Here is a 21,041-nt window from a genome sequence, read left to right on the forward strand (position 1 = left end):
ATTTCAGCACCGTATTTCATTACCGCCGGGCTTCCTTGATCACCGATGATGACGGTATGACCGCACCCCTGACCGTCCACCGCGTCCTCGGCGACCGGCCTTTCGCCGAGATCGGCAGGCCCACGACCGTGGCCGTCGCCGAGGAGCGCGGGCTCGTCGTCGTGGGCGGTGATCTCGGGTATCTGCAGTGGTCCGCGGACGGCACGGCCGGCAGCCGCTGGCGGCAGTACCGGGTGGGCGTCTACGGCGCGGACGATCTGCGCTGCCGAGGGGTCGTCTCCTCCCGCTGGCCCGTCCAGTGCCTTGCCTTCCATCCCACGCTTCCGCTCGTGGCTGTCGGCACGGGGTCGTACGACGGGGGGTATTTCTTCGAGGGTGAGCTGCTGCTGCTCGACCTGGAGTCGGGGCGGGCACGGTCCGTCATGCGCGGGGCGCGCGAGGTACTGAAGCTGGAGTGGCGGAACGCGCGGACGCTGCGGCTGGTCCTGGCCCCTCCGGACGAGGGCGATTTCGACGAGGAAGCGCACACGCAGGGCTTCGACGTGGTCGTCGAGCGGCCCGACTGGAGTGCCGTCCCGCAGGGCTCGGTGCCGCAGGAGGAACTGTGCGGGCAGCGGATCACGTTCGAGCGGCCGGAGCACGAGGACGCCGTCGAGGCCGTGGCCGCGCTGACCGGGGAGCCGGGGTGGGAGCCGCGCCGCCAGGTCTGGGACGTCCATGGGCTCGCGGACGGGCGGGTGCTGGCCTGTCTGGAGGAGGTGCTGGCCGAGGCGTGGCTGCCCGACGGCCGGCTGGACTGGTGTGTGCCGGACGAGGAGGGAGGACGGCAGCTCGTCGTCCGTGAGCACGAGGTCTGGGTCAACGCGGAGCGACGACGTGTGCGCCGGGTGGGGCGGGAGTGGGTCACCCCGTCGCCGCACATCGCCCGGCTGTCGCCCGTGGACGGGAAGTCGCTCGGCACCCTCGCGCTCGGCTTCCCTACGGTGTTCACCACACGTCGGGACGGCTGGCTGGCGCTCCGGCCCACGGACGTGCGCAGGCGGCGCGACGCCCAGCCGGTCGGCCTGGTCCCGCCCGCCGGGGAGACCCCGGAAGCGACCGTGACGTTGAGCGGCTACGACCTCTTCAACCACGCCTTCCCGATCCGGCGCAGCAGTCGACTGCTCTTCCTCCAGGGAAACGGGCGCGAGCCGTGGCGGGACAAGTGGGTGGTCGAGGTCGATCCGTACGGCACCGACGGGCCGCGTCGGCTGTTCCCGCTCGACTGGCGGACGCCCGCCAGGCATCTGTTCGGCGGGCCGGGTGTCGAGGTCGGCGGGGATCTGGTGCACGCGGGGGCCGTGCACGACGGTGCCGGACTGCTGCCGGGCAACGCCTTCGTCGTACGGCGGAGTCTCACGGACGGGGCGGCGCGCTGGGAGTTCACCGGCGACCATCCGGCGACCGCGGTGGACGGCGACGAGGACACGGTGTACGTGGCGTACAACTCGGGTGAGCTCGTGGCCCTCAACGCCGTGGACGGGAGTGTCCGTTGGCGGCGCCACCTCACGGTCGGCGGTCAGCCCGTCGTCGCCCTCTGCCTCGAACTCACCGCCCCCGACCGGCTGTTGGTCGGCACGGTCGACGGCCGCATCCTCGACTGTTCGATCACACCGTAGGTCCTAGGACCTGCGTTTGGGCTTGCCCCGCTTGGCCGCCGGCGGCTTGTGGCGTCCGCCGGCCGGGGTCGCCCGCTTCTGCTGCGGCTTCCTGGGCTGACCGGAGGCCTTGGCCTTCGCGGGCTTCGCCTCGGGCTGCTCCTTGGCACGGCCCCGCGTGCTGTTGACCGTGCGCCCGCGGACGATGCCGATGAAGTCCTCGACCATGTCCGTGGTCGCCTCCTCCGGCCAGGACAGGGCGACGGAGGACTCGGGGGCGTCCGTGACCGGCCGGTAGGTGAGGTCCTTGCGGTGGTGCAGACGGGCCAGGGACTGGGGGACGACGAGCACCCCGATACCGGCCGCGACCAGCTCGATCGCGTCCTCCGTGGTCGCGGGCCGCTCGAAGGCGGGCTCCCCCGGCGGCTGCTCCCAGTCGAAGACGTCGTCGAGGGGGTGCAGCACGGTCTCGTCGGCCAGATCCTCCAGGGTCACCTGCTCGACGGCGGCGATGACGTGGTCCTTCGGGACGACGACGACCGTGGTCTCGGTGTAGAGGGGGATGGCGCTGAAGACCGTACGGTCGACCGGCAGCCGTACCAGACCGGCGTCCGCCGAGCCGTCCCGCAGGGCGGCGACCGCCTCGGTGCCGGAGAGCTGGAGGAGGGTCAGCGGGGTGTCCGGCAGCCGCTCGTGCCAGATCCGCACCCACTTCGCGGGCGTCGCTCCCGGGACATAGGCGAGCCGGAACGCCGGAGGGTCTGCCGGGCCTGTCTTCGGGGGTTCGTCCACGCCTGTCACCTGGCCAGGTTACCCGCCGTGGTCGGCGAGGGTTCACCCAGTCGATACCCTGGACACCATGACGCAGCACCAGAGCCCCCAGACGATGAAGCCCGCGACCGCGGCGAAGAAGCTGGGTGTGTACCTCGAGGCCACCCCCGCCGAGTTCCGTGAGGGTGTGGTCTCGCGGGCCGAGCTCAACCAGCTCCAGGCCGATCCGCCCCAGTGGCTCCAGGACCTGCGCGCCAACGGCCCGCACCCCCGTCCGGTGGTCGCGGCCAAGCTCGGCGTGTCCATCGCGGGCCTCGCGCGCGGCGGCGTGACCGAGCCGCTCACCACGGAGCAGATCGAGGCGCTCAAGCAGGAGCAGCCCGAGTGGCTGGTCAAGGAGCGCGCCACGCAGGCCGAGGTCCGCAAGGAAGGCGCCCGGGTCAAGAAGCTGCACGCCGAGAAGGCGGCCCGCGCCGACCGGGACTGACGTAGGACGCTCGGTTCCTTGCATCACCGACACATCTGTTGGACCAGCTCGTGGTCGACACGCCAGTAGGTTGTCCGGCATGAGCGAGAGCACGACCCGGCTGGCCGGGAAGGTCGTTGTCGTCACGGGCGCTGCCCGTGGTCAGGGCGCCGCGGAGGCCGCCGCCCTGGCCCGGGCCGGGGCCCGGGTGGTCGCCACCGACGTACGTCCCGAGGGCGACGGCTGCCGTCGTCTCGACGTGAGCAAGGAGACCGACTGGGCCGAGCTGGCCGCCGAGCTCAAGGAGTCGTACGGCCACGTCCACGGCCTCGTCAACAACGCCGGGATCATCCAGCGCGGCCGGCTCGGGGACGTGAGCGCCGAGGACATGGCGCGCGTGCAGGCGGTCAACACCACCGGTCCGCTGCTCGGCATCCAGTACCTCGCCCCGCTGATGCCGCCGGGCTCGTCCATCGTCAACGTCGGTTCGTCCGCCGCCCTGACCGGTTACTACCCGGTCGCCTACACGGCCAGCAAGTGGGCGCTGCGCGGGGTGTCGAGGATCGCGGCGATGGAGCTGGGGCCGCGCGGCATCCGCGTCAACACCATCCACCCGGGCTACATCGAGACGGACATGACGTCCGCCGCCACGGAGGCCTTCCGTGCGACGACCCTGCGGGAGACGCCGCTGGGGCGCAGCGGCACCGTCGACGACATCGCCCCGCTCGTGGTGTTCCTGATCTCCGACGAGTCGTCGTTCATCACCGGCACGGACATCCCGGTGGACGGGGGTCTCACGGCGCACGGGGGCGTCAAGTCCATCTCGGACGCCATGCGGCCGGACGCCTCGTAGGCAGGGCTGCCGTGCGGGCCGCCGGTCCCCCGTTCCGGCGGCCCGCACGGAAGAGGGAGAGAACCAGACACCCCCTCCGGGCCTGTTCTCCCCCGCTGTTGCATTCTGGAACGGCGGAATGACCCGCAGGTATGGGTAGAACTGCGTACGTGAGCGGGCGGAGCGGGAACGTGGCACAGGGGCTGGGCGGGGCCTACGAACGGATGCTGTCGGTCGCCGTGACCGCACTCCACGAACGGGACCCCGACCTGCTCTGGCCGCTGGTGGCGGCCGCGCTGCCGGGGCTGTGCGGCGGCGAGGCGCTGATCTACAAGCTGGACGACTGGAGCGAGGACGGCGGCACGCTGGGGCTGTCCGCGGAGGCCGCCCCGGAGTTCGGCGGGCTCGGGGAGGAGGCGATGGGGCTGCTGCGCGCGGGCTACCCCTTCGCCGGGCACTATGCGGCCGTGCCGGACCGGGCGCCGGTGACGGCGCGGACGGCGGCGGGGCGGGCGTGGGGCACGAGCCCGACCGCGCGGCTGCTCGACGAGCTCCTGGACGTCGACCATGTGCTGGGGATACCGCTCCCGGAGTCCGGTTCGCCCATCACCGGCTGTCTCGTCTACCGCTCGGGCCGGGACTTCACCGAGGACGAGGTGCGGGTCGCCGGGCGGCTCCAGCCCCTCCTGTCCGGGATCGAGCAGCAGCGGCAGCTCCTGGAACGCTGGCGGCGGACGGTCGCGCCGGACGCGGAGACGGCCGAGGCGGGGCTGACGCCCCGGGAGACGACCGTGCTGCTCCTGCTCACCGACGCGCTGACCGCCGCCGCGATGGGCCGCAGGCTCGGCATCTCGGAGCGGACGGTGCACAAGCACGTCGCGAACATCTACCGCAAGCTCGGCACCCACGACCGGCTCGGAACCGTGCTGCGCGCCCAGCAGTTGGGGCTGGTCCCGACGCCCGCCGCACGGCGGTGAGGGCACCCGCCGCCTCACTGCGCCGAGGGCGTTCCGCCGCCGTTGCCCTGGAGCCGCTCCAGGTCGGACGGCCGTACCTGAATGGCGAGTACGGCGATCAGCGCGGCGACCGCGGTGAAGATCGCCGCGACGATGAACGCGGCCGAGACACCGGCGGTGAGGACCTGGTCGGCCCACTTGCCGGGCAACTGTCCCGTGCGCTTGAAGAAGAGCTGCTCGGCGGGGGTGGCCTGCGCGAAGAACTTCTCGGTCTCGTTGCTGCTGGCCGTACCGTACGTGGTCACCAGGATGGACAGCCCCAGCGAACCGCCCACCTGCTGGGTGGCGTTGAGGAGCCCGGAGGCCGCGCCGGTCTCCTGCACGGGCACGTTGGAGAGCGCCATCAGGGTCAGCGACACGAACTCCATGCCCATGCCGAGGCTGAACACCAGCATCGGGCCGAGGACACTGCCCGCGTAGGTGGAGTGGATGTCGGTCAGCGTCAGCCAGGCGAGGCCCGCCGCGGCGAGGATCGCGCCCACCACCATGAACGGCTTGGGCCCGTAGACGGGCAGGAACCGCGAGGCCAGTCCGGCGCCGACCGCGATGACCGCGCTGACCGGCAGGAAGGCGAACCCGGCCTGCAACGGGCTGAAGTCCAGGACGTTCTGCACGAAGAGCGTCAGGAAGAAGAACATCCCGAAGATCGCCGCCGCGAGGCAGAGCATGATGCCGTACGTCCCCGCCCGGTTGCGGTCGGCGAACATGTGCAACGGCGTGATCGGCTGCCGGGAACGCCGCTCGATGAGGACGAACACGGTGAGGACGACGACCGCCGCGCCGAACGAGCCCAGGGTGTACGGGTCCCGCCAGCCCTCCTGGGCGGCTCTGATGAACCCGTACACCAGCAGCACCATGCCGACGGTGGAGGTCAGGGCGCCGGCGATGTCGAAGTGGCCGGGATGGCGCTCGGACTCCTTGATCCAGCGGGGTGCGGCGAGCGCGATGAGCAGGCCGATGGGGACGTTGACGAACAGCACCCAGCGCCAGTTGAGCCACTCGACGAGGATGCCGCCGGCCAGCAGCCCGATCGCGCCGCCGCCCGCCGAGACCGCGGCGAACACCCCGAACGCCCGGTTGCGTTCGGGTCCTTCGCGGAACGTCGTGCTGATCAGGGCGAGCGCGGTCGGTGAGGCGATGGCGCCGCCGACGCCCTGGAAGGCGCGCGCGGCGAGGAGTTGGGCCTCGTTCTGGGAGAGCCCGCCGAGCAGGGAGGCGAGCACGAAGAGCAGCACACCGATGATGAACATGCGCCGGCGGCCGAGGATGTCGCCGGTCCGCCCGCCGAGCAGCAGCAGTCCGCCGAAGGTGAGCGTGTAGGCGTTGACCACCCAGGACAGGCTGGTGGTGGAGAAGTCCAGCGAGCGCTGGATGTCCGGGAGGGCGATGTTCACGATGGTGATGTCGAGGACCACCATCAGCTGACACGAGGCGATGACCAGCAGCGCCATGGCGTTTCCGCCACCCCCGGTGCCGGGGGTGGCCGTCTTCGCAGCTGAACTGGAGCTGGTCATGGGCGTCGCACTCTCGGGAGTGGCACCGTCACCACGGGTCAGTGAACGGTGCCGTCCACTAGACGACCGTACGCCGGTGTGACGCCCGTCACCACTCGATCGGGAAATCCGCCCGGGCGGCTCAGCCGATCACGAACAGCAGATCGCCGCCCTCCACCTGCTGGATCTTGTTGATGGCCAGCCGGGAGACCTTGCCCGCCTTGGGCGCGGTGATCGCGGCCTCCATCTTCATCGCCTCGATGGTGGCGACCGTGCCGCCGGCCGCGACCTCTTCGCCCTCGGTGACCGCGAGGGTCACCACACCGGCGAACGGGGCGGCGACATGGCCGGGGTTGGAGCGGTCTGCCTTCTCGGTGACGGGGAGGTCGGAGGAGACGGCGACGTCGCGGACCTGAATGGGCCTCAACTGGCCGTTGAGCGTGGACATCACGGTCCGCATGCCGCGCTCGTCGGCCTCGCCCACGGCCTCCAGACCCATCAGCAGGCGGACGCCGGGCTCCAGGTCGACGGCGTACTCCTGGCCCGGGCGCAGCCCGTAGAAGAAGTCCTTGCTGTCGAGGACGCTGGTGTCGCCGTAGGTCTGACGGTGTGTCTCGAACTCCCGCGTGGGGCCGGGGAAAAGGAGCCGGTTGAGGGTGGCGCGGCGGTCCTTCTCCAAGCCGTCGCGGTCCTCGGCGGTCAGTTCCGGCGCCGGCTTGGGGGCGGCGCGGCCCTCCAGGGCCCGGGTGCGGAACGGCTCCGGCCAGCCGCCGGGCGGGGTGCCCAGCTCGCCGCGGAGGAAGCCGATGACCGAGTCGGGGATGTCGAACCGCTCCGGAGTCGCCTCGAACTCCTCCGGCGACACCCCGGCACCGACCAGGTGCAGGGCGAGGTCGCCGACGACCTTGGACGACGGGGTGACCTTGACGAGGTGGCCGAGGATCTTGTCGGCGGCGGCGTACATCGCCTCGATGTCCTCGAAGCGGTCGCCGAGCCCGAGCGCGACGGCCTGGGTGCGCAGGTTGGAGAGCTGCCCGCCGGGGATCTCGTGGTCGTAGACCCGCCCGGTCGGCGAGGCGAGGCCCGCCTCGAAGGGGGCGTAGATCCGGCGGACGCTCTCCCAGTACGGCTCCAGGTCGCCGACCGCGAGCAGGTCGAGGCCGGTGGGCCGGGCGGAGTGGTCGGTGGCGGCGACGATCGCCGACAGCGACGGCTGGGACGTCGTACCGGCCATGGAGGCCACCGCCCCGTCCACGGCGTCCGCGCCGGCCTGGATCGCGGCCAGGTAGGTGGCGAGCTGGCCGCCCGCGGTGTCGTGGGTGTGGATGTGCACCGGCAGGTCGAACTCCCGCCGCAGCGCCGATACGAGGGTGGCGGCGGCCGGCGCCCGCAGCAGACCGGCCATGTCCTTGACGGCCAGGACGTGCGCGCCGGCCTCGACGATCTGCTCGGCGAGCCGCAGGTAGTAGTCGAGGGTGTAGAGCCGCTCGTTCGGGTCGGACAGGTCGCTCGTGTAGCAGAGGGCGACCTCGGCGATCGCGGTGCCGGTCTCGCGTACGGCCTCGATGGCGGGGCGCATCTGGCCGACGTCGTTGAGCGCGTCGAAGATGCGGAAGATGTCGATGCCGGTGGCGGCGGCCTCCTGTACGAAGGCGTCGGTCACCTCGGTCGGGTACGGGGTGTAGCCGACGGTGTTGCGGCCGCGCAGCAGCATCTGGAGGCAGATGTTGGGGACGGCCTCGCGCAGGGCGGCGAGCCGCTCCCACGGGTCCTCGGCGAGGAAGCGCAGCGCCACGTCGTAGGTGGCGCCGCCCCAGCACTCCAGGGAGAGCAGCTCGGGCAGGGTGCGGGCGACGACCGGGGCGACGGCGAGGAGGTCCTTGGTGCGCACGCGGGTGGCGAGCAGCGACTGGTGGGCGTCGCGGAAGGTGGTGTCCGTGACGCCGATGGTCGGGGACTCGCGCAGCCAGCGGGCGAAGCCCTCCGGGCCGAGCTCGGTGAGCCTCTGCTTCGAACCGGCGGCCGGCACCTCGCCCGTGAGCCGCGGCAGCTTGCTCGTGGGCTCGATGAGCTGGGGGCGCTCGCCGTGCGGCTTGTTGACCGTGACGTCGGCGAGGTAGGTGAGCAGCTTGGTGCCGCGGTCCGCGGAGGTGCGGGAGGTGAGCAGGTGGGGGCGCTGCTCGATGAACGACGTGGTGACGCGGCCCGCCTGGAAGTCCGGGTCGTCCAACACGGCCTGGAGGAACGGGATGTTGGTGGCCACGCCGCGGATGCGGAACTCGGCGACCGCGCGCCGGGCCCTCTTGACGGCGGTGGCGAAGTCCCTGCCCCGGCAGGTGAGTTTCACCAGCATGGAGTCGAAGTGGGCGCTGATCTCCGTACCGGCGTGGGTGGTTCCGCCGTCGAGGCGGATGCCGGAGCCGCCCGGGGAGCGGTAGGCGCTGATGCGGCCGGTGTCCGGGCGGAAGCCGTTGGCGGGGTCCTCGGTGGTGATCCGGCACTGGAGGGCGGCGCCGCGCAGGGTGACCGTCTCCTGGGAGAGCCCCAGGTCGGCGAGCGACTCACCGGCGGCGATCCGCAGCTGGGACTGGACGAGGTCGACATCGGTGACCTCCTCGGTGACCGTGTGCTCGACCTGGATGCGCGGGTTCATCTCGATGAAGACGTGATTGCCCGCGGGGTCGAGGAGGAACTCCACGGTGCCGGCGTTGCGGTAGCCGATCTCACGGGCGAAGCGGACGGCGTCAGCGCAGATGCGGTCGCGCAGCTCCGGGTCGAGGTTCGGCGCCGGGGCCAGCTCGATGACCTTCTGGTGGCGGCGCTGGACGGAACAGTCGCGCTCGAAGAGGTGGATGACGTTGCCCTGGCCGTCGGCGAGGATCTGCACCTCGATGTGGCGGGGGTCGACGACGGCCTTCTCCAGGAAGACAGTCGGGTCGCCGAACGCGGAGGCCGCCTCGCGGGCCGCCGCCTCGATGGACTCCCGCAGCTGGGCCGGGTCCTCGACGCGCCGCATACCGCGCCCGCCGCCACCGGCGACGGCCTTCACGAACACCGGGAAGCCGATGTCGTCGGCGGCCCGGACCAGCTCGTCGACGTCGCTGGAGGGCTCGGAGGAACCGAGGACGGGCACGCCGGCGGCTCGGGCCGCGGCCACCGCCCTCGCCTTGTTGCCGGTGAGTTCGAGGATCTCCGCGCTGGGTCCGACGAAGGTGATCCCGGCTTCCTCGCAGGCGCGGGCCAGCTCGGGGTTCTCGGAGAGGAACCCGTAGCCCGGGTAGACGGCGTCGGCACCGGCCTGCTGGGCGGCGCGGACGATCTCCTCGACGGAGAGGTAGGCCCGCACCGGGTGCCCCGGCTCACCGATCTCGTACGCCTCGTCGGCCTTGAGCCGGTGCAGTGAGTTGCGGTCCTCGTGCGGGAAGACGGCGACGGTCCTCGCGCCCAGTTCATAGCCGGCGCGGAAGGCGCGAATCGCGATCTCGCCTCGGTTGGCTACCAGTACCTTGCGGAGCATTCCCGATCCCTTCGGCCTGCCGGTGACGGACACCATGGTCGCGGCTACGGCCCCCGGGTGCCATGAGAGGCAGGTCACTCGGAAACGGAGATTTAACCTGTTTGCCCGTTGTGACCCCACCGTACGTGCAGCGCGGCCGGCTTCCGGAAGACCAGACCGTACGGTGCCGCCGCATGCCCCTCGTCCAGGCGCAGGCCCGGAAGCCGGGCGAGGAGAGTCCGCAGGGCGACGCGGGTCTCCAGACGGGCCAGGTGGGCGGCGATGCAGTGATGGGGGCCGTGGGCGAAGGCCAGTTGGAGGCGGGCGTTCTCGCGGCGGACGTCGAAGCGGTCGGGGTCGGGGAAGACGGCCGGGTCGCGGTTGGCGCCGGCGAGGGAGACGGTGACCAGGTCGCCGCGCCGGATCGTCGCCGGGCCCAGGTCGGTGTCGCGGGTGGCGTAGCGGTCGACGACGGCGGCGCCGGGTTCGAGGCGCAGGGACTCCTCGATCGCCCCGTCGAGGAGGTCGGACTCGGCCTGGACGAGGGCGAGTTGATCGGGGTGGCGCAAGAGGTGGAGTACGGCGTTGGTGATCATCGCCTCGGTGGTCTCGATGCCACCGAACATCAGGACCGCGGCGTTGGAGGCGATTTCGGGCAGGGACAGCCGGTCGGCGGCGGCGCCGAGCAGGGAGGACGTGCCGCGGGTGGTGTCCACGGCGGCCCTCAGCTGTGCGTAGGCGGCGGTGCCGGCCGGGCTGGGGGCGTGGCCGGCGGTGATGTCGGAGACCGACGCCACGATGGCCTCGTACCAGGCCAGGACGGTGTCGGTGCTGACGCCGGACAGACCGAGCGCCTCGGTGACGACGGCGACCGCGAGCGGGCCGGCGAAGGAGCGGCGCAGTTCGGCGGCGCCGGCCGGTTCGAGGACGGTGACGAGCCGGTCGGTCTCCTGCTCGACGAACGCGGCGAACCGGTCGTGGGTCTGCCGTGGCCGGAAGGGGGCGGCGAAGGGGTCGCGGTGCCGGGCGTGCTCGGGGCCGTCGAGGGAGAGCATGCTCGGGCCGACCACCTGGGCGGTGGAGAAGCGGGGGTCGTCGACGGTGAAGGTCCTGGCGTCCCGCATCACGGTCAGCGCGAGATCCCGCCGGGTCACCAGCCAGCCGTCGAGCTCGGGCAGCCAGGACACGGGCTCGTGGGCGCGGAGCAGGGCGAGGCGGGGGTGGGGGTCACCGGCGAGTTCGTCGAGGGTGGTCGCGGCACCCAACGGGAACGATTCGAGAACGCTCATCACACTTCCGGGCGGGGGTCGGGGGCGGTCACAGGTGGCGCTCCGGGCGGGGGGCAGGGAGTTCGGGAGCGGTCACAGCCGACGCCCCCGGGCGGGGCGGGTCCGGGGGCGTGGGCCGGTCCTCGCTGCTGAGGGTCGCCGTCAGACGTCCCGCGTCGAGGGCCACGCGCACGTCCATGCCGCTCGCCACGGCCGGGGCGAAGGCGGCGGGCGGGGTTTCGTCGAGGAGAAGGACGAAGTGCAGGGCGAACGCGGCCAGGTCCTGTGGCATGGCGTCGCCGTCGAGCCGCAGGTTGGCCTGCCAGGCGGCCTGGCATAGCGCGTCCCAGTTGCGGCCGAAGTAGCCGGGGAAGGAGAGCTCGTCGGCGAAGGCGGCGAACACGGCTTCCTGGGTGACCAGTTGACGCCCGTCCAGGCGGAACACACGTCCGCCCCGCGCCACCAGCTCGGCGCTCTCGGCCGCCATCCGAGGGTCGCCGCGGTCGGTGAGGACGACCCATGGCGGGCGGCGCTCGGTGAGCCAGGCGTTCATGGCCTCAGCGCGCCAGGAAGTCGGCCAGGCCCGTCAGGAGCCGGTCGACGTCGTCCGTGTCGTTGTAGGGCGCGAGGCCGATGCGCAGCCCGCCGGTGTCGCCGAGGCCGAGCCGCCGGGAGGCCTCGATCGCGTAGAAGGAGCCGGACGGCGCGTGGACGCCGCGGTCGGCGAGGAAGCGGTAGGCGTCCACCGTGCCGTGTTCCTCGAAGGTCAGCAGCAGGGTGGGCGTGCGGTCGGCGGCCCGGGAGTGGATCGTGATCCCGTCGAGCGCGGCCAGCCCCTTGTCCAACTGCGCCCGCAGGAGCTGCTCATGGGCTTCGAGCCCCGTGAACGACGCCTCCAGGCGCTGGCGTCGCGTCCCCGTGGCCTCGGTGTCCATGCCCGAGAGGAAGTCGACGGCCGCCTGGGTGCCGGCCAGGAACTCATAGGGCAGCGTGCCCAGTTCGAAGCGTTCCGGGACGACGTCGGTGGACGGCAGGAGCTTGTCGGGGTGCAGGGTCTCCAGCAACTCCGGGCGGGCGGCGAGGACTCCGTGGTGCGGGCCGAGGAACTTGTAGGCGGAGCAGACGTAGAAGTCGGCGCCGAGCTGCGGCAGGTCGAGCAGGGCGTGCGCGGTGTGGTGGACGCCGTCGACGTAGACCAACGCCCCTGCCTCGTGGGCCAGTCGGGAGATCGCGGGGATGTCGGGGCGGGTGCCGATGAGGTTGGAGGCGGCGGTGACGGCGACGAGCCGGGTCCGCTCGGAGAGCACCGCGCGGATGTCGTCGACGGTCAGCTCGCCGGTGGCCGGGTCGAAGTCGGCCCAGCGCACGACGGCTCCGACGCGTTCGGCGGCCTGCACCCACGGTCGGATGTTCGCGTCGTGGTCGAGCCGGGTGACGACCACCTCGTCGCCGGGCGACCAGGCCTTGGCGAGGGTGCGGGAGAAATCGTAGGTGAGCTGGGTGGCGCTGCGGCCGAAGACGATCCCGGACGCCTCCGCGCCCAGCAGGTCGGCGAGGGCGGCACGCGTCTCGGTGACGATCGTCTCGGCGTTGCGCTCCCCCGGCACACCGTGACCGCGGTTCGACAGCGGGTGGGCCAGGGCGTCGGCGATGGCGTCGATGACGGGCCGGGGTGTCTGGGTGCCGCCGGGGCCGTCGAAGTGGGCCGTGCCGGCCGCGAGGGCGGGGAACCGGGAGCGGAGGGCGGCGATGTCGTACGTCACGTGCAGCTCCTTCGAGGGTGGCCGGTGCACGAGTCAACCTCATCACGCGGGCGCGGGCGACATCGCCCCCGCGTGACGGCGCCCGAACGTCCGAGGGGCGAGCGGCGTCCCAGGAGTGACGTGCTCCACGGGGGGCGACGAACGAAGGGACCACGATGACGGTCGTACGCATGGGTGCCGGGCTGCTCGCCGCGGCCGGACTGATCTGCACGGTGGCCGCCTGCGGCGCGGAGACCTCCTCGGCCCCGGCCGGGAAGGAGGCGACGTGGGAGGAACCCGCCGCGTACACCTACACCCTGACGTCCACCGAGGGCGAACGGTCCCTCATCGGCAGGTTCCGGGTCACCGTCAGGGACGGCAAGGTCACGAAGGCGGTCGGCCTGGACGACAGCGCACGCCGGCTGGTCAAGCGGACGCCGGACCAAGTACCCACCCTCGGCGCGCTGTTGGGCGTACTGAAGCAGGCCCGGAGCGACGGCGCGGACACCGCGCAGGCCGAGTACGCGGCCGACGGGCACCCGGAGCGGATCTTCCTGGACTGGGACGAGAACGCGGTCGACGACGAGGAACGGTACGTCGTCGAGTCGTACGACCCCGTCTAGCTGCTCGCGCCCCACGACTCCCTTTCAGCGGATGCTCATGGCGCCGAGCAGCCGGAGCGAGGCCTCCGTCTCCGAACCCGGCTCGACGTTGTAGACGCACAGGGTCTGGTCGGTGTCGCCGGGCGGTTCGAAGGACTCGTAGGAGAAGTGGAGTTCGCCGACGAGGGGGTGGTGGTAGTGCTTGGTTCCGTGGGTGCGGTGGAGGACTCGGTGGTCGTTCCACCAGCCGCTGAACTCGGGGCACTTCAGGGTGAGTTCGCCGACGAGGTCGGCCAACTGCCGGTCCTGCGGATACCGTCCGGCCTCCAGGCGCAGCACGGCGACGGTGTCGGTGGCGATCTGCTCCCAGTCGCCGACGCGGGTGCGGGCCTCGGGGTCGAGGAGGTAGTAGCGGGCCAGGTTGCGGCGGTTGGCGGGGAGCGCCTCGAAGTCGGTGAGGACCTCGCGGGCGAGGAGGTTGGCGGCCAGGACGTCGGTTCGGCGGCCCAGGACGAACGCGGGCACGTGGTCGAGGGTCTGGAGCATCAGGTGCAGGCCCGGCCGGACCCGCTGCGGGGCGACCGGGGCGCGGCGCGGCGCGGACGGGCGGGCCAGCAGGTCGGTGAGGTGCTCCCGCTCGGACAGGTCGAGCTGGAGGGCGCGGGCGAGGGCCTCGACGACCTCGGGTGAGGGGTTCTGGGCGCGGCCCTGTTCGAGGCGGGTGTAGTACTCGGTGCTCACCCCGGCCAGGCGGGCCGCCTCGTCGCGGCGCAGTCCGGGGACCCGGCGGGCCCGGCCGTCCTCGGGCAGCCCGGCCCGGTCGGGGGTGAGGCGGGCCCGGCGGGAGCGCAGGAAGTCGGCGAGTTCTCTGCCACGGTCGTCCATGCGTCCAGTCTGCCGAAGGCGGACGTGAGCTGCCCGGGCGTGGGTGGTCCTGCCGGTACCTGCCTCGCGGATACCTGCCCGGTCAGGGCACTTTCCGGGGCCCTGCGGGGGCTCGGCGGGCGGTTGTCTGGATGAGGGCCGCAGCGGCCCCCTCGTTCCGTGATCCATACCTCGGAAGGCATTCCTCATGACCACCTCCGCACTCCCCCTCTCCGGCCGGGTCGCGGTCGTCACCGGCGCCTCCAGCGGCCTCGGCGAGGCCTCCGCAGAGCACCTGGCCGCGCTGGGCGCCCGGGTCGCCGTACTGGCGCGTCGCGCCGGGCGGTTGGACGATCTGGTCGCCCGGATCGAGAAGAACGGCGGCCAGGCCCTCGCCCTCTCCGTGGACGTCACCGACGCGGCGGCGGTCCAGGCGGCCGCCGACCGGGTGGCGGCCGAACTCGGGGGCGCCGACCTGCTGTTCAACAACGCCGGCGTCATGCTCCCCGCCCCCGTCGAGGAGTTGGCGACGGAGCAGTGGCGGCAGCAGATCGACCTCAACGTCAACGGGCTGATGAACGCCATCGCGGCCTTCACACCGCAGTTGGTGGCGTCGGCCGCCGAGCGCGGTGTGGCCGATCTGATCAACACCTCGTCGATCGCGGCCCAGAACGTCTTCCCGACCTTCGCCGTCTACTCCGCGACGAAGGCGTACGTCAGCCATCTCTCCCGGCACCTCCGGGTCGAGCTGGGTCCGAAGAACGTCCGTGTCTCGGCGCTGGAGCCGGGCATCGTCGGCACCGAGCTCCAGGGCCATGTCACCGACGAGGGCGCCCGCGCCTGGCTGGACGGTGCCCGGGAGTCGATGGAGTGGCTGGTCCCGCAAGACATCGCCGAGACCGTCGGGTTCATCGCGTCGCTGCCGCCGCGGGTGAACGTCCAGCAGGTCACGGTCATGCCGACCGGCCAGGCGAACTGATCGCCACGGCGTGGGACGCCGGAGACCTCCGGCCAATGTTGTGCACTTTATTGACGGCAGTTACGTGAGGGCCTAATTTCGCGGTGTCCTTCCCCGGTCATGAGAGACCGCTCTCAAGGGTCACCGCTCTCAAGCGGTCACCCCTCTCATGGCAGACCGCTCTCAAGGGAGACCGCGATGCCCTCGTCCCCCGTCGCCGCACCGCCCACGGCCTCCGAACGGACCCGCCAGCTGCGCCGAGTGGCCCTCTCCGGGCTGCTCGGCACAGCCGTGGAGTTCTACGACTTCCTCGTCTACGGAACCGTCGCCGCGCTCGTCTTCGGCGAACTGTTCTTCCCGGGCGCCGACCCGGCCGTGGGCACGATCGCCGCCTTCGGCACCTTCGCCGCCGGTTATGTCGCCCGGCCCCTCGGCGGCATCCTCTTCGGCCACTTCGGCGACCGCCTCGGCCGAAAGTCGATGCTGCTGCTCACGATGGGCCTGATGGGCGGCGCCAGCTTCCTCATCGGCCTGCTGCCCACGTACGACACGATCGGCGTGTGGGCGCCGGTCCTGCTGATCGCCCTGCGCGTCGTCCAGGGCATCGCGATCGGCGGCGAGTGGGGCGGCGCCACGCTGATGGTCGTCGAGCACGCCGGGGAGCGGCGCCGCGGCCTGTGGTCCAGCTTCACGCAGATGGGCGCCCCGCTCGGCTCCCTGCTGTCCACGGCCGTCGTGGCGTACGTCGTGACGCTCCCGAAGGACGAGTTCGCGGCCTGGGGCTGGCGGCTGCCGTTCCTGCTGAGCGTCGTCCTGCTCGGCGTCGGCATGTTCGTCCGGCTGAAGGTGGTGGAGAGCCCGCTGTTCGCCGAGGTGAAGAAGGACAGCGCCGAGTCTCGGCTGCCGATCCTCGACGTGCTGCGCAACCCGCGCCCGGTGCTGCTGGCCTGCTGCGTCGGCATCGGCGCCTTCACCGCCCAGTCGCTGCTGACCAGCTACATGATCGCGTACGCCACGGGCATCGGATACGCCCGTCCGCAGGTGCTGGACGCCCTCACCGTCTCCGCCTGTGTCGCCCTCGTCGTGCTGCCGTGCGCCTCCGCGCTCTCGGACCGGGTCGGCCGCCGCCCGGTGGTCCTCGTCGGAGCCGTCGCCTCGGCCGCGCTCGCCTTCCCGGTGCTGGCGCTGGTCGACTCGAAGTCGCCGGGGCTGCTGATCCTGGCGGTCGTCCTCGGTCACGGCATCGCCCAGTCCACGATGTACGGCCCGCTCGGCGCCCTGCTCACCGAGATGTTCGGCACCAAGGTCCGCTACACCGGCGCCTCGCTCGGCTACCAGGGCGCGACCCTCATCGGCGCCGGCTTCTCCCCCATGATCGCCGGGAGCCTGGTGGCGGGCAGCGACAGCGGCACGCCGGTCGCCTGGCTGCTGTGCGGGGGCGCCGTGATCACCGCGATCACCGTGTGCTTCGTCCGCGAGACCCACCGCACGACCCTCACCGAGCCCACCGCACAGCCCACCACCCCCCACACGGAGGAGATCTCCGCATGACGACCCGTACCCGCACGGCGTCCGCCTTGGCACTCCTGCTCGCCGTCGCCGCCCTGCCCGCCACGGCAGCGGCGGCCCCCGCGGAGACCAGCCACGTCGAGGGGCAACTCCCCTCCGGCGTGGCGTACATGATGGACGTGCCCGCCGACTGGAACGGCACCGTCCTGCTCTTCAGCCACGGCTACCGCCCCAAGGGCAGCCCCAACCCCGCTCAGAACGCGCCGAACGACCCGACCAAGTCCCTTCTGCTCCAGCAGGGTTACGCCCTCGTCGGCTCCTCCTACGCGAGCACCGGCTGGGCGGTGACGGACGCGGTGCCGGACCAGCTGGCCACCCTCGCCGCCTTCAAGGACCGCTTCGGAGCGGCCCGCCGGACCATCGCGTGGGGGCAGTCGTACGGCGGGCTCGTCACCACCGCCCTCGCCGAGCGCGCCCCGCGGCGCATCGACGGTTCCCTGTCGATGTGCGGCCTCGTCCACGGCGGCGTCGCCAACTGGAACAACACCCTCGACCCGGTCTTCGCCCTCAAGACGCTCCTCGCGCCCGACTCCGGCATCCCGCTCGTCGACATCCCGGACCAGGCTGCGGCCACCAGCGCCGCCAACACGCTGACGGCCGCGGTGGATTCGGCGCAGACCACGGCCGCGGGGCGGGCCCGGATCGCGCTGGCCGCCGCCCTGCACAACATCCCGGTCTGGAACGACCCCTCCCAGACCCGGCCCGCCGCCACCGACTGGGACGGTCAGCAGGCCAACCAGTACAGCGCCCTCAAGGGCCTGGTGCAGGTCCCCGCGTTCAGCTGGCGGCTGGAGGCCGAGACCCGGGCGGGCGGCAACATGTCCTGGAACACCGGCGTGGACTACGCGCGGCTCCTCGGCCAGTCCTCCGTCCGCAAGGAGGTCACCGAGCTGTACAAGAAGGCGGGTCTGTCGCTGCGGGCGGACCTCGCCACCCTCAACAAGGCGCCGCGGATCTCCGCCGATCCGTCCGCCGCCGCCTGGATGAGGGGCACGAGCGCCTTCACCGGCAAGCTGACCAAGCCGCAGCTGGACATCCACACCATCGGCGACGCCCTCGTCCCGGTCCAGACGGAGAGCGCCCTCAAGCGCGCGGTCACCGCCGCCGGAACGTCCGCCCTGCTGCGGCAGGCGTACGTCGACAACGCCGGGCACTGCACGTTCAGCCCGGCCGAGCAACTCGGCGCCCTGCACACGCTGGAGGACCGCATCGGCACCGGCAAGTGGCCGGCCACGGATGCCGCCGCCCTCAACGCCCGTTCCGCCGCGGCCGATTCCACCACTCCGGCCCGCTATGCGACGTACCGCCCGACGCCGTACCTGCGGCCCTACGACCTCGCGCACCCGGGCGACGGGCGCTAGAGGGAGGGGCAGTCCTCGTCGGTCCCGGTGGCGTGCCATCCGCTGCCGTCGGTCACCTCGACGGTGACCGGGGCGGCGGACGGGGCGGTGACCCGGTGGGCGCCTGCGGCCGTGCAGATGACCTGCCGGGTCGCGAGGGGGTTCAACGGGCCGGTGCCGAGGGGCAGTCGGAGGGTGATCCGGTCACCGCGCACGTCGGCGGTGGGGTCGTCCGTCGGCGTCTGCCCTTGCAGGTCGGTGGGCGCGTCCGTCGGCGACGGCCGTGGGGGATCACTGGCGGCCGGCTCGGTGGCGGTCGGTGCCGGCGCGGCCGGAGTCGCCCGGCGCTCCGGGATCTCCGTGGCCAGCCGCTTCCCCGCCTCCCCGGGCGTCGGCCCCCGCAGCAGCAGCCGCACCGCGTCCCCGGCGTTCCCCGGCCACGCGGTCGTGCGCGGGACCGCGACGAGCGCGTCGTCGTACACGAAGTAGACCGGCGTGATCGGCCGGATCCCGCTCGCGGGCTCGCCGGCCTCCACCACGCCGGTCGTGGGGATGTCGCACGAGGCGAGCGCGAGAAGCGCCGGCACCGCGAGCAGCGCGAGGCGGCGTGGTGCGTTCATGACGGGTACTCCTCGGACAACTCGTCGCGCTGCAAAGGGAGTTCTACGGTGAAGACGGCACCGCCCTCCGGATGGTTGGCCGCGCGGACGGTGCCGCCGTGGATGCGGACGTTCTCGGCGGTGATCGCCAGACCGAGGCCGCTGCCCTCGGAGCGGCTGCGGGCGGTGTCGGACTTGTAGAACCGCTCGAAGACATGCGGCAGGACGTCGTCCGGGATACCGGGACCGCCGTCGCGCACCTCGATGACGGCCCTGCGCTCGCCGGAATCGGGCACGTCCAGGTGGACGCGCACCGGTGCGCCGCCGTGCTTGAGCGCGTTGCCGACCAGGTTGGCGACGACCACGTCGAGACGGCGTGGGTCCACGCGCCCGCGGGCCGCGTCGGGAGGCGGCAACCGTGTGCCCACCGTGTCCGACCAGCCGCGGGCGGCGAGTGTGCGCCGGATCGACTCGGCGAGGTCGATCTCGTCGAGGTGCAGCACCGCCGCTCCCGCGTCGAATCGGGAGATCTCCATCAAGTCGTCGACGAGACGGGTGAGTTTGACGGTCTCCTCGCTGATCAGCCGCACCGCGGTGGCCGTGTCGGGGTCCAGTCGGGCGGCGTCCTCGTCCAGGACGTCGGTGACGGCCGACATCGCGGCGAGCGGCGTGCGCAGCTCGTGCGAGACGTCCGCGGCGAAGCGCCGGGCCCGCGCCTCCATCTCGCGCAGCTCCGCGACCGACGTCTCCAGCGCGGCGGCCGTCTCGTTGAACGCGTGGGACAGCTCGGCGAGTTCGTCGGAACCGTGGACGTCGAGCCGGGTGTCGAGGCGCCCCTCGGCCATCCGCCGGGTGGCCTGCCGGAGCGCCCGCACCGGCACGAGCACGCCCCGGGCGGCGAACAGCGCGAGCACCACGGCGAGGCCCAGGGCCGGCACCATGGCCCGTTCGACGGCGCTGACCAGGGCGTCGACGTAGGCCTGTTCCGTGGTCTGCGGCACGACCAGGAACACCCGGACGCCGGATGCCAGCCGGGACCCGTCCGGGTCGCCGAAGGTGACCGACATGCCGACGACCAGGGAGGGACGGCCGCCTTCGTTCACCCGCTGGAAGACGGTGGCCCGGCTGGCGGCGACGGCCGTACGGACGGCGGGCGTCAGCTCGGGGAAGCGGTCACCGGGCACGGAGGAGGCGCGCAGCTCCCGGTACGTCACCAGCACCCGCCAGCTGCCCGACGCGTCGGCGGCGGCGACGTCCGTCGCGAACTGCTGAAGCGCGGACCCACCTGGAGGGTAGGGGAGTTCGGGGGCGCGCTCGCTCAACTGCGCCCGCAACTGCCCGATCACCGCGTCCTGGCTCTGCTGGAGGACCCCGATGCGGGCCTCCCGGAAGGTCAGCGCACCGGTCGTGGCGGCGGCGACAGCGGCGACCAGCCCGAAGGCAACGACGAGACGCGGCCGTAGCCCGCGCAGTCGGCGGTGCTTCACGGGGCCGCGAAGCGGTAGCCGAACCCGCGGACCGTGTGGATGTACCGGGGCGCGCGCGGCGGTTCGGCCATCTTCGTGCGCAGCCGCTTGACGCAGGCGTCCACCAGACGGGCGTCCCCGTGGAAGTCGTGCTCCCAGACCGCCTCCAGCAGCTGCTGCCGGCTGAACACCTGGCCCGGCGACGCGGAGAGCGTGAGTAGCAGTCGCAGTTCGGAGGGGGCGAGCGCGATCGGCTCACCGCTCAGTCTGACGGTCAACCCGGCGCGGTCGACGGTCAGTTCGCCGTACGTGTCGATCTTCGGCAACCCTTCGCCTGCGGGCACACCGCCCGAGCGGCGCAGGACAGCGCGGATGCGGGCGTCGAGCACCCGGGCGGTCACGGGTTTGACGACGTAGTCGTCGGCCCCCGCCTCCAGGCCGATGACGATGTCCACCTCGTCGCCGCGGGCGGTGGCCATGATGATCGGCAACGCCTGGTCGACGGCGCGTATCGCGCGGCAGACGTCGAGTCCGGTCATGCCGGGCAGCATCAGATCGAGGACCACGATGTCCGGTCGGAACGACCGCAGTTGCTCCACCCCCTCCTCCCCCGTCGAGGCGGCGGCGACGTCGTGGGTCTGACGGCGCAGCGCCAGGGCGACGCCCTCACGGACGGCACGGTCGTCTTCGATCAACAGCACGCGTGGCATGGGGTCAGTATCCACAAGGGCACCACCAGCCACGGGAGTTACCCTTTCGTTATCCGCCGGGCCAGGTCCGATCACATTCCGATCACAACGTGATCGACGTGACCAAGCACAAGCGAAAACCCGTCAGCAGTCATCGCCGGAGGGCTTCCGGGCGACGCCGGAAAGGCCAACTGACCTTCGGCCTGGCCGCGTTGACCGTCCTCGGGGCCGTC

The 21,041-nt window shown here is 72.2% G+C and carries 18 protein-coding genes; 8 read left to right on the forward strand and 10 right to left on the reverse strand.

Annotated features, from left to right (window positions below; translation table 11 throughout):
- Positions 1–56: 56 nt before the first annotated feature.
- The gene (locus tag CRP56_RS05250; RefSeq protein ID WP_097260714.1) at positions 57–1,658 is read left to right on the forward strand and encodes a PQQ-binding-like beta-propeller repeat protein; all 1,602 of its coding nucleotides are present in this window, start codon (positions 57–59) and stop codon (positions 1,656–1,658) included.
- A gap of 3 nt (positions 1,659–1,661) precedes the next feature.
- Here CRP56_RS05250 and CRP56_RS05255 read toward each other — a convergent pair whose 3' ends face one another.
- Entirely contained in the window at positions 1,662–2,429 is a 768-nt protein-coding gene (locus CRP56_RS05255; RefSeq protein WP_097260716.1) for a LysR family substrate-binding domain-containing protein, read from the reverse strand.
- A gap of 67 nt (positions 2,430–2,496) precedes the next feature.
- On the opposite strand from CRP56_RS05255, the gene CRP56_RS05260 reads away from it, so the two are divergent.
- The 3 genes from CRP56_RS05260 to CRP56_RS05270 all read left to right on the forward strand — a co-directional run bounded on the left by CRP56_RS05260 (position 2,497) and on the right by CRP56_RS05270 (position 4,683).
- Positions 2,497–2,895: a DUF5997 family protein gene (locus CRP56_RS05260; protein WP_097260718.1), complete on the forward strand. Its 399-nt coding sequence runs from the start codon at positions 2,497–2,499 to the stop codon at positions 2,893–2,895.
- Between the two features lie 79 nt (positions 2,896–2,974).
- Positions 2,975–3,727: an SDR family NAD(P)-dependent oxidoreductase gene (locus tag CRP56_RS05265; protein ID WP_097260720.1), complete on the forward strand. Its 753-nt coding sequence runs from the start codon at positions 2,975–2,977 to the stop codon at positions 3,725–3,727.
- A gap of 203 nt (positions 3,728–3,930) precedes the next feature.
- Complete coding sequence (locus CRP56_RS05270; protein WP_097273747.1) at positions 3,931–4,683, forward strand: helix-turn-helix transcriptional regulator; 753 nt, start codon at positions 3,931–3,933, stop codon at positions 4,681–4,683.
- Between the two features lie 14 nt (positions 4,684–4,697).
- On the opposite strand, the gene CRP56_RS05275 is transcribed toward CRP56_RS05270, so the two are convergent.
- The 5 genes from CRP56_RS05275 to CRP56_RS05295 all read right to left on the reverse strand — a co-directional run bounded on the left by CRP56_RS05275 (position 4,698) and on the right by CRP56_RS05295 (position 12,742).
- Positions 4,698–6,173, reverse strand: a complete 1,476-nt coding sequence (locus tag CRP56_RS05275) for an MFS transporter (protein ID WP_097260723.1) — start codon at positions 6,171–6,173, stop codon at positions 4,698–4,700.
- Positions 6,174–6,357: 184 nt separating this feature from the next.
- Complete coding sequence (locus tag CRP56_RS05280; protein WP_179850958.1) at positions 6,358–9,732, reverse strand: pyruvate carboxylase; 3,375 nt, start codon at positions 9,730–9,732, stop codon at positions 6,358–6,360.
- Between the two features lie 92 nt (positions 9,733–9,824).
- Positions 9,825–11,000, reverse strand: coding sequence for a cytochrome P450 (locus CRP56_RS05285; protein WP_097260727.1), 1,176 nt, complete (start codon positions 10,998–11,000; stop codon positions 9,825–9,827).
- A 28-nt stretch (positions 11,001–11,028) separates the two neighbouring features.
- On the reverse strand, positions 11,029–11,532 hold the full coding sequence (locus CRP56_RS05290) for a barstar family protein (RefSeq protein ID WP_097260729.1): 504 nt from the start codon (positions 11,530–11,532) through the stop codon (positions 11,029–11,031).
- 4 nt (positions 11,533–11,536) lie between these two features.
- A complete protein-coding gene (locus CRP56_RS05295; RefSeq protein ID WP_097260732.1) occupies positions 11,537–12,742 on the reverse strand; it encodes a cysteine desulfurase-like protein in 1,206 nt (401 codons plus the stop codon).
- A 155-nt stretch (positions 12,743–12,897) separates the two neighbouring features.
- Here CRP56_RS05295 and CRP56_RS05300 point away from each other — a divergent pair, with 155 nt between their 5' ends.
- Positions 12,898–13,344 (forward strand): DUF6174 domain-containing protein, encoded by a 447-nt coding sequence (locus CRP56_RS05300; RefSeq protein ID WP_097260734.1) that lies wholly within the window; start codon positions 12,898–12,900, stop codon positions 13,342–13,344.
- Between the two features lie 24 nt (positions 13,345–13,368).
- Here CRP56_RS05300 and CRP56_RS05305 read toward each other — a convergent pair whose 3' ends face one another.
- On the reverse strand, positions 13,369–14,208 hold the full coding sequence (locus CRP56_RS05305) for a helix-turn-helix transcriptional regulator (RefSeq protein ID WP_097260736.1): 840 nt from the start codon (positions 14,206–14,208) through the stop codon (positions 13,369–13,371).
- Positions 14,209–14,395: 187 nt separating this feature from the next.
- Between CRP56_RS05305 and CRP56_RS05310 the strand changes: the two genes are divergently transcribed.
- The 3 genes from CRP56_RS05310 to CRP56_RS05320 all read left to right on the forward strand — a co-directional run bounded on the left by CRP56_RS05310 (position 14,396) and on the right by CRP56_RS05320 (position 18,075).
- Positions 14,396–15,166, forward strand: coding sequence for an SDR family oxidoreductase (locus tag CRP56_RS05310; protein WP_097260738.1), 771 nt, complete (start codon positions 14,396–14,398; stop codon positions 15,164–15,166).
- Positions 15,167–15,343: 177 nt separating this feature from the next.
- Entirely contained in the window at positions 15,344–16,696 is a 1,353-nt protein-coding gene (locus CRP56_RS05315; RefSeq protein WP_097260740.1) for an MFS transporter, read from the forward strand.
- Positions 16,693–18,075, forward strand: a complete 1,383-nt coding sequence (locus CRP56_RS05320) for an alpha/beta hydrolase family protein (protein ID WP_097260742.1) — start codon at positions 16,693–16,695, stop codon at positions 18,073–18,075. Before CRP56_RS05315 ends, CRP56_RS05320 begins: the two co-directional genes overlap by 4 nt.
- Here the strand turns inward: CRP56_RS05320 and CRP56_RS05325 are convergent.
- From CRP56_RS05325 to CRP56_RS05335, 3 genes are read right to left on the reverse strand one after another with little or no spacing between them, the layout of a single operon-like run.
- Positions 18,072–18,674: a hypothetical protein gene (locus tag CRP56_RS05325; protein WP_097260744.1), complete on the reverse strand. Its 603-nt coding sequence runs from the start codon at positions 18,672–18,674 to the stop codon at positions 18,072–18,074. The genes CRP56_RS05320 and CRP56_RS05325 overlap by 4 nt on opposite strands.
- Positions 18,671–20,140 carry an ATP-binding protein gene (locus CRP56_RS05330; protein ID WP_257040014.1) on the reverse strand — a complete coding sequence of 490 codons (1,470 nt, stop codon included), beginning with the start codon at positions 20,138–20,140 and terminating at the stop codon, positions 18,671–18,673. Before CRP56_RS05330 ends, CRP56_RS05325 begins: the two co-directional genes overlap by 4 nt.
- On the reverse strand, positions 20,137–20,829 hold the full coding sequence (locus CRP56_RS05335) for a response regulator transcription factor (protein ID WP_097260749.1): 693 nt from the start codon (positions 20,827–20,829) through the stop codon (positions 20,137–20,139). The genes CRP56_RS05330 and CRP56_RS05335 overlap by 4 nt, the downstream gene beginning before the upstream one ends.
- Positions 20,830–21,041: the final 212 nt, after the last annotated feature.

The organism is Streptomyces sp. TLI_55, assembly GCF_900206255.1.
Classification (GTDB): Bacteria; Actinomycetota; Actinomycetes; order Streptomycetales; family Streptomycetaceae; genus Streptomyces; species Streptomyces aquilus.

Bases quoted from the DNA above. Each gene is read 5' to 3' on its own strand.
- CRP56_RS05250 (WP_097260714.1), top strand. From the start codon at position 57: ATGACCGCACCCCTGACCGTCCACCGCGTCCTCGGCGACCGGCCTTTC.
- CRP56_RS05260 (WP_097260718.1), top strand. From the start codon at position 2,497: ATGACGCAGCACCAGAGCCCCCAGACGATGAAGCCCGCGACCGCGGCG.
- CRP56_RS05265 (WP_097260720.1), top strand. From the start codon at position 2,975: ATGAGCGAGAGCACGACCCGGCTGGCCGGGAAGGTCGTTGTCGTCACG.
- CRP56_RS05270 (WP_097273747.1), top strand. From the start codon at position 3,931: ATGCTGTCGGTCGCCGTGACCGCACTCCACGAACGGGACCCCGACCTG.
- CRP56_RS05275 (WP_097260723.1), bottom strand. From the start codon at position 6,173: ATGGCGCTGCTGGTCATCGCCTCGTGTCAGCTGATGGTGGTCCTCGAC.
- CRP56_RS05280 (WP_179850958.1), bottom strand. From the start codon at position 9,732: ATGCTCCGCAAGGTACTGGTAGCCAACCGAGGCGAGATCGCGATTCGC.
- CRP56_RS05285 (WP_097260727.1), bottom strand. From the start codon at position 11,000: ATGAGCGTTCTCGAATCGTTCCCGTTGGGTGCCGCGACCACCCTCGAC.
- CRP56_RS05290 (WP_097260729.1), bottom strand. From the start codon at position 11,532: ATGAACGCCTGGCTCACCGAGCGCCGCCCGCCATGGGTCGTCCTCACC.
- CRP56_RS05300 (WP_097260734.1), top strand. From the start codon at position 12,898: ATGACGGTCGTACGCATGGGTGCCGGGCTGCTCGCCGCGGCCGGACTG.
- CRP56_RS05305 (WP_097260736.1), bottom strand. From the start codon at position 14,208: ATGGACGACCGTGGCAGAGAACTCGCCGACTTCCTGCGCTCCCGCCGG.
- CRP56_RS05310 (WP_097260738.1), top strand. From the start codon at position 14,396: ATGACCACCTCCGCACTCCCCCTCTCCGGCCGGGTCGCGGTCGTCACC.
- CRP56_RS05315 (WP_097260740.1), top strand. From the start codon at position 15,344: ATGCCCTCGTCCCCCGTCGCCGCACCGCCCACGGCCTCCGAACGGACC.
- CRP56_RS05320 (WP_097260742.1), top strand. From the start codon at position 16,693: ATGACGACCCGTACCCGCACGGCGTCCGCCTTGGCACTCCTGCTCGCC.
- CRP56_RS05325 (WP_097260744.1), bottom strand. From the start codon at position 18,674: ATGAACGCACCACGCCGCCTCGCGCTGCTCGCGGTGCCGGCGCTTCTC.
- CRP56_RS05335 (WP_097260749.1), bottom strand. From the start codon at position 20,829: ATGCCACGCGTGCTGTTGATCGAAGACGACCGTGCCGTCCGTGAGGGC.